The following is a 13,155-nucleotide window of genomic DNA, read 5'->3' as shown; positions in this document are numbered from 1 at the left end:
CACGATGCGCGAGATCAGCGATTTGAACGTCGGCCTGGCGAATGCCCCGGCGCGAAATCCAACCTGGGCCACGCTATTTCTCCTCGGCCATGAGATAGCCGACGCCGCGAATGGTGTGGATCACGACCCTGGCGCCGTGCTCGGCGAGCTGCTTGCGCAATCGCGAGACGTAGACCTCGACGGCGTTGGAGGCGACCTCGCCTTCGAGGCCGAAGATGTGGTCCTCGACGTTCTTCTTCGGCACCACCCGCCCCTGCCGGCGCAGCAGGATCTCCAGCACCGAGGTCTCGCGCGCGGAAATGATCCGCGGCTGGTCGTCGACGAAGATCTGGCGGCTCTCGGTGTCGTAGACGAGGTTGGCGAGGCGGAGCGAGCGCCCCAGCAATTGGCCCGGCCGGCGCAAAATCGCCTCCAGCCGCGCCACCAGCTCCTCCATCGCGAACGGTTTTGCGAGATAGTCGTCGGCGCCGCTGCGCAGGCCGCTGACGCGATCCTGCAAGCCGCCGCGCGCGGTCAGCACCAGCACCGGCAGCGGTTCCATCTGCCGCCGCAGCTCGCGCAACACCGACAGGCCGTCGCCATCGGGCAGGCCGAGATCGAGGATCATCGCGGCATAGCTGACGCTGCTCACCGCCTCGCGCGCTTCAGCCGCGCTGCCGACGATGTCGCTCTGGTAGCCGGCCGCCGACAGGCCGCTCGCGACGAGCCGCGACAGCTCGGCATTGTCCTCGACGATCAGAAGGCGCATCGCATGTCCGCAAGGGGTACTCAAATCACCACACGGCTCACGCCGTATCCTTAGCTCTCTTCCACCATTCCGGACGCCTCGGCCAGCGAAAAAGCCGTTCCGGACCTGTCAGCTTCGTGTAAGCCGATCAGGATCGCGAGATCGGTCGAACCACCTTCATGCAAGATAGCCGGACACGCCGTCCCACAGCAGCTTCAGCGCCGTGACGACCAGCAACCCGTAGCAGGCGCGAAAAATCTGCTGCTGGTCCAGCCGTCCGTGCAGGCGCCAGCCGAGCCAAACGCCGGTGGGAATGGCAAGAAGGCAGATCGCCATCACGATCCATTCGTTGCCGGCCGGCCGCACCAGCAGCAGCCACGGCACCGCCTTGGTCGCATTGCCGACCGTGAAGAACAGGCTCGTCGTTCCCGCGTAAACTTCCTTGCTGAGGCCGAGCGGCAGCAGATACATCGCAAGCGGCGGACCGCCGGAATGCGCGACCATGGTCGTGACGCCCGAGGCGAGACCGGCAGCGACCGCCTTCGGCGTCGAGCGCGGAGCGATGATCACCTTGGGATCGCTGAAAAGCCACAGGCCGACGAAGACCAGGGTGACGACCGCCATCACGATCGCGACGGCGCGGTGATCCAGCACGCGAAACAAGACGTAGCCGAGCGCGATGCCGATCACGAGCCCGGGCAGCAGCAGCACGAGGTCCGGTTTCGACCAGGTCGAAGGCTTCCAGTAGCGAAGAGCGAACAGGTCCATCGCGATGAACAGCGGCGCAAGCAAGCCGCCGGCGGTCACCGGATCCATCACGAAGGACAGCAATGGGATGCCGACGATCGAAAACCCTCCGCCGAAGGCGCCCTTCATGAAGCAGATCAGGAAGACGCCGGTGAAGGTGATGAGGATGGTGGTGACCGTCAATTCCATATCGGCAACTCCGACACGACCCGGCTGCCCCCTCGATGTCTCTACGAAGCCCTTCGACCCGAATTGTCCTCGTCCTGGAAAAACAGTCGGGGCAGCGCCGATGGCACTCCAAACGACAATCCAATGAACGCGAGAAACAGGTCGAGATAAGTGAACTGCATGGCGGTTGCTCCGTAGGCGCCGGGCGAACCCGGTTCAATTTGCCGATTGCGTGAAATATGCTCCGACATATCACTCAGTACAATAATAACATTGCTCTCGGTGCAATTTGACGGACGCAAGCCAAAAAGGCTGGTCAAACTGGAGGACAAGGCAGTTCCCCCCCGAACGTCCGACGTTTGAAGTCCCGGCCCCGGATGAGGTTCAGGAGATGCACATAGCGGCCCAACGTAGCAGGCGATAAAACGCCGGTGCGAGACACTGGAAACAAGAACCCATGGCTTTCTGGACGGCGTGCGCGGTCGGGTTGGTGATCGCCTATCTCCTCGGCGCGACGCCCTCGGGCTATCTGGCGGGGAAACTCCTCAGGGGCATCGACATCCGTGAGCACGGCTCCAGATCAACGGGGGCGACGAATGTGCTGCGGACCCTCGGCAAATGGCCGGCCTTGGTGGTGCTCATCGCCGACGTGCTGAAGGGCGCCGCGGCCATCCTCGTTGCCCGCGTGTTCTGTCCCTGGCTCTCAAGAGTACTATCTCAAGTCCCGCCGACAGACCTTGATCTGCAAATGTGGGTGCCGTGGGTGGTTGGCTTGGCCGGAATTGCCGTGCTGCTCGGGCACAGCCGCTCGATCTGGTTGAATTTCACCGGCGGCAAATCCGCCGCGACCGGACTCGGCGTGTTGCTGGCGATGTCGTGGCCGGTCGGATTGGGGGCTGCAGCGACTTTTGGCATCGTGCTGGCGAGCACCCGGATCGTTTCCCTCAGTTCGATCCTCGCGGCGCTGACATCCATCGTTCTCGTCTGCGCTTTCGAGCAGCTGCTGCCCTATCGGTTGCTGGTGATCGCAGGCGGCCTCTACGTGATCGTTCGCCATCGCGCCAATATCGGGCGGTTGCTGGCGGGGACGGAGCCGAGGCTGGGGCAGAGTAGCCCGGATGCGAAAGCGGGGGCACAGGTCTAGCGCGCACCTTTTCTAGAGTTTCGATATCGCGCATGCGCCGACGCCCATAGCAGACCTTGCCCCGAAACCCGAGCGATGCCGGCTTCTACCGCCCTGGCGGAACGCTCTGCGATCGGCGCGAAGGAGCAACATCTGAACAGAGGTCCATCGCGAAATCATGACGGCAATCGCCTGCCGTCATCCAACGAGGCTATCAGATTTTGTGATAAAGAATATGTCCTGCGCTTGACTTCACATCGAAACTCTACCGAGGGCTGGCATGTCGGCTGAGATTGGCGTTCTGTTCGTCCACGGCATCGGCTCGCAGGTTAAAGGCGAAACCCTCGTAAGCTTCGGAGAGCCGATCTACAAGGTACTCCGTCGATTTGGAACAGCTCGAGAAGGCAGCGACAGACCATCCGATCAGCCGCCCTCCGAACATGACCAGGAAGCACATTTGCTTGAGGCATCTCTCGATCCGCTTCCCGCTGAGGCAGAGAGAATGGCAGCTCCCCCTCACGTGCGATTAAGCCTTCCTTCCGGCAACGCTGACGAACCGGCGGTGCAATGGATCATGGCGGAATGTCATTGGGCAACTTCATTTCCGCCGCCCCCCTCTCAAGCCGTCACGCTCTGGATAATGCGGTTCCTTCCGTGGCTGTGTTTCGCATTCTTCGCCCGCCGCCTGAGAATAGCGGTCACCTTCGCTAGCGCTTGGATGAGGGAGCCTCATAGGTATCGCGCGATCTTTGTGGCCTGGTATTTGCTCAAAGCGTTATTCTGCTTCGTGGCGGTTGCATTCATGTGCCCGGCCGCATTCGTTCTAGAACTCGCCCTTGTCGCGCTCCTGATCGTCGACTTTCTTCCCATCGAAGCCGTCCAAAATGTCGTAAAGCGCATCAATCTTGCGATTTCAGCAATCCTTGGCGACTGTTTTATCTTCGCATCCAGCGATTTCCGTCAACAGGCCGTCGCCTCCAAGCTCTCCCGCGACCTGAGTTGGCTTGAGGAGAACTGCAATAGGATCGTCATTGTCGCGCACTCCCAGGGGGCGGCAGTCACCTATCTCGCCTTAAGGCAATACGGTCGTCGAAAGGTAAATTTGTTTATTAGTTTCGGAGCCGGAATTCTGAAGCTGTTTCAGCTCTCGCGCCCGGAGCACAGGGACACAATCCTTCTGGTCGCCTTCGTCGCATTCTTCCTCGCCCTAACTGAAATTTATGTCTTCGCCGCTGTGACGGGCTTGTCACGGACGCCGATCCCGATCTGGTCTGCCATGCTTATGATCCCGCTCATGATCATCGGCATTTTGCTGGGAATCTCATTGACGTCTGAAGAGGGAGCGCAGGAAATTGAGGCCCGCACGTCGGAGTTCAAGGAGCAGGGACTTCACTGGGTCGATTTCTACGCAGCGCTGGACCCTGTGCCGAACGGCCCGCTTCTGCTGCCGACACCTGAAGATCTGAATTCCTCCCGAGGACCGGAAAGCATCCAACTCTGCAACCAGCTCTCTATCCTGGCTGATCACACCTCCTATATGACGAATCGGGACGAGTTCCTTCCCATGGTCGTCGAAGCGATTGGGCGATACAGCGGCACCAACGTTCGATTGCCCAAGCGGGATTACTTCGACATTTGTTGGGCAAGCGCTTTCCGCCGGATCCGTATAACGATTGAAAAGACTGACCAGACGATCTTGCTCGTAGCCCTATTCGCCTACCTGTTCGAACGAAGAACGTTCGAAGCGTTAGGTACCTGGCTCGTCGGTTTAACCCAAGTTGCCTGCGGCTATGCCGAGGGCACGGCGGGCTGCTGGCAACATTCAGCGACGATCACGGGTCTCGCTGCCTTGATTGCAATTTATCTGATTTTGAGGATGACCGTCCAAGCACTGCACTGGGCGGGCGCCAGCTTGAGTCGCTCGGTGACCCAATTGTTTATCTTCCTGTTCGCGGCAATTAGTCATTCGGTCACGTGCGTGACGCTCTCCTTCGCCGTTTTGCTTTATCATGCACCTTTCTCTTGGGTCGTTTGGTTATACAAATTTGTGGGCGAGAGAGAGCTTTCTGTTGAGGCGTTTCAGGGAATTTATCTCGGGCTGGCAGTCGGCCTGATCGTGACGGCTTTCGATGGGACGCGTGCCTATTTTGAACGCGTGAACAACTAGATGCAAGCTCCACACGAGCTATGCCGGGAGCACGGTTCTGGTCCCTGAAAGACATGGAAATCAATCAGGCAATATCTGACCCTAACCTGACTTGGCACGATGCTCCGCAAAAGCGACTCTGAGTTCAGTCAATTGCTCGTTCGTGGCCCCCAGCTCTGCGTCGACTCGATCGGTCGGCACGTCCATGTAGGCAATCGGCTGCTCGAATTGGCTCGCCGTGAAGTCGTATCGCTGCCCTTCGATCCGGTTGTAGAAATGATCACCGGCCGGCAACGGCGTCTTCAACAGATCGCCGCCGAAGAGCTCGTGGATCAGCAGCGCCGTGACGTTGCATTGACCAGCCGCAGGATTGTCCGGCGTCCATTGGCTGGCCGTCGACAACGACCACGCCTTGCGCAGCGCGCGTTGAACCTCATCGGGATCGAAGCTCATCGTCACTCCCAGAGATCGGCGCCCGAATTTCGGATTATACGATTATCGCATCATGCTCCTGTTTTGCCCGACGTGTCAAACGGCTTCATTGCTCGGCTGAGCCCAACTCATCCACGCGTCATTGCGAGCGTAGCGAAGCAATCCAGAGTCCCTCGGCGGAAAGATTCTGGATTGCTTCGCTGCGCTCGCAATGACGGTGTGGGAGCAGAGGCGCGCCAAACGCAGATATCGCTTCCGGTCGCCGTCAGGCGTAAATCATCGCGCCAGCCAAGTCTGCGCGGCGATTGCTCCACTCCACCGATTTGCCCCAGCGAAGCAAATCGTTAGCCGCATCCACCGGGCAACGTGCCTTCACTCCGCTTCTACTGTGCATGGGGTTGTTTTCGAAATTTTTTGTTTTGGCACCCCGAATACACTCGCTGATCAAACAAAAAGCCCGGCCTCGCGAACGAGGCCGGGCCCTGTCGTCTTGCGACGTCTTGCGAAGATCAGCCGCGGGTGCGCGAGCGGATCATGAAGGTGTCGTAGGTGTACTCGGCGACCTGCCACCACAGATATTCGTCGGAGCGGTAGGCCTGCATCGCGTCGATCGACTTCTTGAAGTCGGGGTTCTTGGCCGAGATCTCCGCCCAGAGCTCGTTGGTCGACTTGAGGCAGGCTTCGAGCACTTCGTTGGTGAAGGGACGAAGCTGGGTGCCGCCGGCGACCAGACGCTTCAGCGCCGCGGGGTTCTGCATGTCGTAGCGCGCGGCCATCCAGCTGTTGGCGTTGGCCATCGCGTTGGTGAGGATCGCCTGGTAGCTCTTCGGCAGCGAATTCCACTTGTCGAGGTTGGTGAAGGCGTGGACGGTCGGACCGCCTTCCCAGAAGCCCGGATAGTAGTAGTACTTGGCGACCTTGGCGAAGCCGAGCTTCTCGTCATCGTAGGGGCCGACCCACTCGGCGGCGTCGATGGTGCCCTTTTCCAGTGCCGGATAGATGTCGCCGCCGGCGAGCTGCTGCGGCACCACGCCGACCTTCTGGAGCACCTGGCCGGCGATGCCGCCAATGCGCATCTTCAGGCCGGAGAGATCCGCAACGGTCTTGATCTCCTTGCGGAACCAGCCACCCATCTGGGTGCCGGTGTTGCCGCAGGGGAAGCCGATCACGTTCGACTTCTTGAAGAACTCGTTGCCGAGCTCCTCGCCGCCGCCCTGGTACCACCACGAGTTCTGCTGGCGGGCATTGAGGCCGAACGGCACCGAGGCGTAGATCGCCCAGGTGGGGTCCTTGCCGACATAGTAGTAGGAGACGGTGTGGCACATCTCGACGGTGCCGTTCGAAGTCGCGTCGAGCGCCTGCAGACCAGGGACGATTTCGCCGGCGGCGAACACCTGGATCTGGAACTTGTTGTCGGTCATCTCGGCGACGTATTTCGCCACCTGTTCGCCGCCGCCATAGATGGTGTCGAGCGACTTCGGGAAGCTCGACGTCATGCGCCATTTGATCTCGGGCGAGGACTGCGCGATCGCCGGCGAGGCCACCGCGGCGGTCGCCGCCGCACCTGCTGCCGACACTTTCAAGAAATCACGACGCTTCATCTTCAGATCTCTCCTTGTTGGGGCGTTTCCCCTAACTTCCTCTTTGTCGCCGCTCATTCCGGCGACGCATTTTTGGGCGCATCGGACCGAAGGGGCTTGACTGCCGTGGCCTTTAACACGGAAGCTCCGCTTTCGGAACGCGACATTGGCATGACGGGGCTCTACGAAAGTCGCATGTCCCAAGAAATTGCTGGCCCAGACCGGATCAGGCCGCGGCGATGACGCCCTTGAGCTGATCCCGGACCTGTCCCGCAATGGCGCGATAGATCGCCGCATGAGGCCCGTCCGGCTCGCTGTCAACCACCGGGCTACCGGCATCCGACGAGGCGCGAATCGCCATGTGCAGCGGGATCTCGCCCAGGAACGGGACGTCCAGCTTCTCGGCCTCGTGGCGCGCGCCGCCATGGCCGAAGATGTCGGATTTCGTGCCGCAATGCGGGCACTGGAAATAGCTCATATTCTCGACGATGCCGAGCACGGGCACGTTGACCTTCTTGAACATCGCAAGGCCCCGGCGCGCATCGATCAGGGACAGGTCCTGCGGGGTCGAGACGATCACGGCGCCTTTCAAGGGCACGTTCTGCGCCAGCGTCAGCTGGGCATCGCCGGTGCCGGGCGGCATGTCGACAACGAGCACGTCGAGCGTGCCCCATGCGACGTCGCGCAGCATCTGCGTCACCGCCGACATCACCATCGGACCGCGCCAGATCATCGCGGTCTCTTCCTCCACGAGGAAGCCGATCGACATGATGGCGAGGCCGAAACGCTTGAGCGGAATCATCTTGCGCTCGCCGTCGAGCTCCGGCTTCTCATGCAGTCCGGTCAAGCGCGGCACCGAGGGGCCGTAGATGTCGGCATCGAGCAGCCCGACCTTGAGGCCGAGGTCGCGCAGGCCCAGCGCCAGATTGAGCGCGGTGGTCGACTTGCCGACGCCGCCCTTGCCCGAGGCCACCGCGATCACGGCGGTAACGCCCGGAATTTCGGACTGCCGCGCCATCGGTGATTGGGCGCCGCCCTGCGGCGGCGGCTTGTGGGCATGGACCGGTTGTACGCCCGGCGTGCCGCGGCTGGGCGTTGGCGGCGGCGGAGGTGCAGCGCCCGCCTTACGCTCGGCAGTCAGTGCCACCATCACCGTGGTGACGCCCGGAATGGTGCGCACGGCAGCTTCGGCCTCGGCCCGGACCGACTCCCACGCCCGCGCCTCGGCGGCGTCGACATTGATCGAGAAGAACACCTTGCCGTCGGCGGCACTGATCGCGCTCAGCACATTGGCATTGGTGAGCGCGACCCCGCGGGGCGATTTGATCCGGGCGAGGCTGTCGAGAACCTGTTGCTGCGTCACGCTCAAAGCGCATCTCCTCAAATTCAAGATGCCCCATTAGAGCGGAAACGGCCAAAAGGCTACTGTCTGCCGATATCACCAGCCATCTCGGCGGGCGCCGCCCCCTGCTCCAGGGCCGCCTCGTAATTGAGCTCGATCATGACCCCGTTGGGGTCGTGGACGAAGATCTGCCAGAGGTCGCCGCCGGGCACCTGGCGGGAGTCGAATTTCATGCCTTTGGACGTCAAGCGCTGCTTCATGCCATCGAACCCGCGGCTGACGAAGGCGACGTGGTGGACCACGCCGGAATCCGGCTTTTGCGGCTCCGAGGTCGGCGAGATATCGACGAGGTGCACCACCGGCTTGCCCTCGCTGTACATCCAGGCGCCGGGGAAGGCGAAATTCGGCCGGGCGCCATTTTCCAGGCCCAGCACGTCCTCGTAGAAGCGGACCGTCTCAGCCAGATTCCGGGTCCGGATGTTGAAATGATCGAGGACGCCAACGCTCACGCCGCCCAAGCCCGATGCCATGCTTTCGCTCCCTTGTTTTGAAGTCCTTTTAGTCCTGCCATCCTAGCACAGGGGGCCGCCAAACGAAGCCGTTGCCCTCCTGCCCATAGGGTTTATGGTGCGGCCGATCCGCCCCAACGCGGAACCCCAAAAATGCCGCCTGGGCGCCCTCGCCCGGCTACAACCGTAAAACCCAAACTACGGACAAGGTACCACACATGGCTAAAGTCGCTTTCCTCGGTCTCGGTGTGATGGGCTTCCCCATGGCCGGACACCTCGTGAAAAAAGGGGGCCATGAGGTCACCGTCTACAACCGCACCGCGGCCAAGGCGAAGGAATGGGCGGACAAGTTCGGCGGCAAGACCGCGGCGACCCCGAAGGCTGCGGCTGAGGGCCAGGATTTCGTGATGTGCTGCGTCGGCAACGACAACGACCTTCGCGCGGTCACGATTGGTGCTGATGGCGCATTCGCCGGCATGAAGAAGGGTGCGACCTTCGTCGACCACACCACCGCCTCCGCCGAAGTCGCGCGCGAGCTCGATGCGGCCGCCACCAAGGCCGGATTCAAGTTCATCGACGCACCCGTATCAGGCGGCCAGGCCGGCGCCGAGAACGGCGTGCTGACGGTGATGTGCGGCGGCGCGCAAGACGCCTATGCCGGCGCCGAGCCGATCATCAACAGCGCCTATGCGCGGATGTGCAAACTGCTCGGGCCCGCCGGCTCGGGCCAGCTCACCAAGATGGTCAACCAGATCTGCATCGCCGGCCTGGTTCAGGGTCTCTCCGAGGGCATCCACTTCGCCAAGAAGTCTGGCCTCGACGTCGCCGCTGTCATCGAGACCATCTCGAAAGGGGCGGCGCAGTCCTGGCAGATGGAAAACCGCTACAAGACCATGAACGAGGACAAGTACGATTTCGGCTTCGCGGTCGAATGGATGCGCAAGGACCTCTCGATCGCGCTGGCTGAGGCCCGCCGCAACGGCGCCAATCTGCCTGTCACCGCGCTGGTCGACCAGTTCTACGCCGAGGTCGAGAAGATGGGCGGCAAGCGCTGGGATACGTCGAGCCTGCTCGCGCGCCTCAACCGCTGACACCTGACGAACTGACCCCGCCTTGCTGATCGCGATCGCCGCCATCTTCGTTGTTGCTTACGCGGCGATCGCGCTGGAGCATCCGATCGGGGTCAACAAGAGTGCGTCCGCGCTGTTAGGTGCGGGCTTGCTCTGGACCGTGTACGCGGTCGCGACCGGCGACCATGCGATGGTCGGCCGTCAGCTCGACGAATCTGTCGCCTCCACCGCGCAGATCGTGTTCTTCCTGATCGGCGCGATGACCATCGTCGAGGTCATCGACGCTCACGACGGTTTCGAGGTCATCACCTCACGCATCGGCACGACCAGCCAGGTCCGCCTGATGTGGCTGATCGGCTTCGTTGCGTTCTTCCTGAGCGCGATCCTCGACAATCTGACGACCACTATCGTCATGGTCTCGCTGATCCAGCGGCTGATCGCCAGGCGCGAGGATCGCCTGCTGTTCGCCTCCCTCATCGTCATCGCCGCCAATGCCGGCGGCGCATGGACCGTGATCGGCGACGTCACCACGACGATGCTGTGGATCGGCGGGCAGATCTCGCCCCTGAAGATCATGGGCGCGGTGTTTCTGCCCTCGCTAGTCAATTTGCTGGTGCCGCTGGCGTTCATCAGCCTGGCGCTGCGCGGCAAGACCATTGCGGCGCCGTCCAAGGACGGCGGGTTGCAGGGTGTCGATCCGTTCGAGCGCAACGTGATGTTCTATCTCGGCCTCGGCGTGCTGATTGCGGTGCCTGCCTTCAAGACGCTGACCCATCTGCCGCCCTTCATGGGTGTCTTGCTCGGGCTCGGCATTGTCTGGCTGGTCGGCGAGATCGTCCATCGCGACAAGGACGAGCATATCCGCCAACCGCTCACGCTTGCGCATGCGCTGACCCGGATCGACATGGGTTCGATCGTCTTCTTCGTCGGCATTCTGCTCGCGGTCGCTTGCCTCGAACATGCCGGCCTGCTGTCCATGCTGGCCAAATGGCTCGATGCCGTCATCGGCCGCCAGGACATCATCGTGATCGTGCTTGGCCTGCTCAGCGCCGTCATCGACAACGTGCCGCTGGTCGCCGCCACCATGGGCATGTACGACCTCGCGCATTATCCGCCCGACAGCTTCCTGTGGGAGTTCATCGCCTATTGCGCCGGCACCGGCGGCTCGATCCTGATCATCGGCTCGGCCGCGGGCGTCGCCGCCATGGGGCTCGAGCGGATCGAGTTCCTCTGGTACGCCCGCCGCATCGCCGGCCCGGCGCTCGCGGGCTATCTGGCGGGCGCAGTGGTGTACATTGCGCAGCACGCGTGGCTGCACTGAGCGGCAGTGACGCGCCGAAAATTAACGCGCGGTTAACGTAATTCTTTAGCTCCTTAAGTCACCTCTTAAGGATTTCTTGCCAGAGATAGACAATGCAGAAGGCCCGCGTCCGGCGCGGGCAGGAATCGTTGTTGCTTGATGAGTAACCCCGCTGAAAAGCCAGAGGTAGTTCAGCTTCCGGCCGAGCCGGTAAGCGCTCCATCGGCGAGCAGCCGACGGGCTGCGTCGCAGCGGGTGCGCGAGGCGCGCGATAAGTTAACGTCGACCAGCGGAACCCGGCCGGCCTTCGACGCCGAGATGCTGCGCCAATATGCGCAGACGCGGCTGTCGGCCTCCTATGTCGTGATGCTGCTGGTGGTCGTGACCGGCGTGCTGTTCGGGCTGTGGATGCAACCGATCCCGGCCGCGGCCTGGACCGCCGGCATGCTCTGCATTCACGCCGCGATGATCCGCAGCTGCCACCGCTTCCTGGCCGAACCCACCTCGCCCGCCGCAACGCGCGCCTGGCGGACGCGCTTCGTCGTGCTCGATCTGCTCTATGGCCTGTGCTGGATGGCGATCCTGATCCATCCCGTGCTCGACATGGTCACGGAAACGCTGATGATGTTCCTGATGCTGCTGGTGATCGCAGTGTCGAGCATGCTCGCGGCCAGCCTGCCGATCGCAGCGCTTGCCGCCACCGCGCCGGTTGCAGTCGCGATGGCGCTGAGCTTTGCGATGACCGGCGCGCTGGACAATTACATCCTGGCCGCGCTCGCGCTTGCGGCCGAAGGCTATTTCGTGCTGCTGGCGCATCGCCTGCACTCCTCGACCTTCGCCACACTCGAGGCGCGCGCCGAGAAGGATGCACTGATCGGCGAGCTCGAACAGGCGAAAGCCATCTCCGACGAGGCGCGTCACCGCGCCGAGGCGGCCAACGTCGCGAAGTCGCGCTTCCTTGCGCAGATGAGCCACGAGCTGCGCACGCCGCTGAACGCGATCCTCGGCTTCTCCGAGGTAATGAAGAGCGAGATTTTTGGCGCGCATGCCGTGCCGGTCTACAAGGAATATTCCGGCGACATCCACAATTCTGGCGTGCACCTGCTCAACCTCATCAACGAGATCCTCGACCTGTCGCGGATCGAAGCCGGCCGCTACGAACTCAACGAGGAAGCGGTGTCGCTGGTCGGCATCGTCGCCGACTGCCATCATCTGATGAAGCTGCGCGCGTCGAGCCGCGGCATCACCATCCACGAGGTGTTCGAGCTGGCCATGCCGCGGCTCTGGGCCGACGAGCGCGCGATTCGGCAGGTCGTGCTCAATTTGCTCTCGAACTCGATCAAGTTCACCCCGCAAGGCGGCGAGATCTGGCTCAAGGCCGGCTGGACCGCTTCGGGCGGGCAATACCTCTCGGTGAGGGATTCCGGTTCCGGAATCCCCGAGGACGAGATCCCGGTCGTGCTTGCCTCGTTCGGCCAGGGCTCCAACTCGATCAAATCGGCCGAACAGGGGGCGGGCCTCGGCCTGCCTATCGCAAAGAACCTGATCGACCTGCATGGTGGCACATTCACGCTTAAATCGAAGCTGCGCATCGGCACCGAGGTGATCGTGACCTTCCCGCCAGAGCGCGTGATGAGCGCGCTGGCGCCGATGTCGGATGATTCCCCGCCGCTCCAGCCGGAGGTGCCCGACGAGAAGCGCCGGCCGCGCCACAAGCCGATCATGAGCGCGGGTACGGGCTCTTAACGAGATGCTTGCAGACATGCCCGACCATCCCTCACTATGTCGAAATGAGCAAAGAAACGCCGTGCGTCGCCGTCTGTATGATCGATCCCAAGACCAAGCTGTGCTTCGGCTGCGGCCGCACCTTGCCGGAGATCGCACGCTGGCACGCCATGGAAAGCGCGGAGCGTCTCTCGGTCATGGCGCTGCTGCCGGCGCGTATGACGGATGCTGGACTTGCACCGATCGCGGGATCGCCGAAACGCGCCTGACGGGCTCGCGTGCCTTC

At 62.3% G+C, this 13,155-nt stretch carries 12 protein-coding genes; 6 read left to right on the top strand and 6 right to left on the bottom strand.

Going from position 1 to position 13,155, the window contains the following annotated elements:
- Positions 1-73: 73 nt before the first annotated feature.
- Positions 74-748 (bottom strand): response regulator transcription factor, encoded by a 675-nt coding sequence (locus tag B5V03_RS02285; protein ID WP_129267631.1) that lies wholly within the window; start codon positions 746-748, stop codon positions 74-76.
- Between the two features lie 156 nt (positions 749-904).
- Positions 905-1,663 carry a sulfite exporter TauE/SafE family protein gene (locus B5V03_RS02280; RefSeq protein WP_129267630.1) on the bottom strand — a complete coding sequence of 253 codons (759 nt, stop codon included), beginning with the start codon at positions 1,661-1,663 and terminating at the stop codon, positions 905-907.
- A 436-nt stretch (positions 1,664-2,099) separates the two neighbouring features.
- Between B5V03_RS02280 and plsY the strand changes: the two genes are divergently transcribed.
- Positions 2,100-2,786 (top strand): glycerol-3-phosphate 1-O-acyltransferase PlsY, encoded by a 687-nt coding sequence (gene plsY / locus B5V03_RS02275; protein WP_129267629.1) that lies wholly within the window; start codon positions 2,100-2,102, stop codon positions 2,784-2,786.
- Between the two features lie 259 nt (positions 2,787-3,045).
- Positions 3,046-4,932: a hypothetical protein gene (locus B5V03_RS02270; RefSeq protein WP_129267628.1), complete on the top strand. Its 1,887-nt coding sequence runs from the start codon at positions 3,046-3,048 to the stop codon at positions 4,930-4,932.
- 81 nt (positions 4,933-5,013) lie between these two features.
- On the opposite strand, the gene B5V03_RS02265 is transcribed toward B5V03_RS02270, so the two are convergent.
- From B5V03_RS02265 to B5V03_RS02250, 4 genes are all read right to left on the bottom strand, one after another.
- The gene (locus B5V03_RS02265) at positions 5,014-5,364 is read right to left on the bottom strand and encodes a YunG family protein (RefSeq protein ID WP_129267627.1); all 351 of its coding nucleotides are present in this window, start codon (positions 5,362-5,364) and stop codon (positions 5,014-5,016) included.
- Positions 5,365-5,852: 488 nt separating this feature from the next.
- Entirely contained in the window at positions 5,853-6,944 is a 1,092-nt protein-coding gene (locus tag B5V03_RS02260) for a TRAP transporter substrate-binding protein (RefSeq protein ID WP_129267626.1), read from the bottom strand.
- Positions 6,945-7,149: 205 nt separating this feature from the next.
- The gene (locus tag B5V03_RS02255; RefSeq protein WP_129267625.1) at positions 7,150-8,292 is read right to left on the bottom strand and encodes an Mrp/NBP35 family ATP-binding protein; all 1,143 of its coding nucleotides are present in this window, start codon (positions 8,290-8,292) and stop codon (positions 7,150-7,152) included.
- Positions 8,293-8,345: 53 nt separating this feature from the next.
- Positions 8,346-8,795: a VOC family protein gene (locus B5V03_RS02250; RefSeq protein ID WP_245502144.1), complete on the bottom strand. Its 450-nt coding sequence runs from the start codon at positions 8,793-8,795 to the stop codon at positions 8,346-8,348.
- A 197-nt stretch (positions 8,796-8,992) separates the two neighbouring features.
- Between B5V03_RS02250 and B5V03_RS02245 the strand changes: the two genes are divergently transcribed.
- From B5V03_RS02245 to B5V03_RS02230, 4 genes are all read left to right on the top strand, one after another.
- The gene (locus B5V03_RS02245; protein WP_129267624.1) at positions 8,993-9,865 is read left to right on the top strand and encodes an NAD(P)-dependent oxidoreductase; all 873 of its coding nucleotides are present in this window, start codon (positions 8,993-8,995) and stop codon (positions 9,863-9,865) included.
- A gap of 22 nt (positions 9,866-9,887) precedes the next feature.
- Positions 9,888-11,165: a sodium:proton antiporter NhaD gene (nhaD, locus tag B5V03_RS02240; protein ID WP_129267623.1), complete on the top strand. Its 1,278-nt coding sequence runs from the start codon at positions 9,888-9,890 to the stop codon at positions 11,163-11,165.
- Positions 11,166-11,303: 138 nt separating this feature from the next.
- Entirely contained in the window at positions 11,304-12,890 is a 1,587-nt protein-coding gene (locus B5V03_RS02235) for a sensor histidine kinase (RefSeq protein ID WP_129267622.1), read from the top strand.
- A gap of 44 nt (positions 12,891-12,934) precedes the next feature.
- Positions 12,935-13,138 carry a DUF1289 domain-containing protein gene (locus tag B5V03_RS02230; RefSeq protein WP_129267621.1) on the top strand — a complete coding sequence of 68 codons (204 nt, stop codon included), beginning with the start codon at positions 12,935-12,937 and terminating at the stop codon, positions 13,136-13,138.
- The last annotated feature ends 17 nt before the right edge of the window (positions 13,139-13,155 follow it).

Source organism: Bradyrhizobium betae, from assembly GCF_004123905.1.
GTDB classification, from domain to species: Bacteria; Pseudomonadota; Alphaproteobacteria; order Rhizobiales; family Xanthobacteraceae; genus Bradyrhizobium; species Bradyrhizobium betae_A.
Note: the sequence above shows the minus strand (reverse complement) of the source record. Positions and strands in the feature narration are given on the sequence as shown.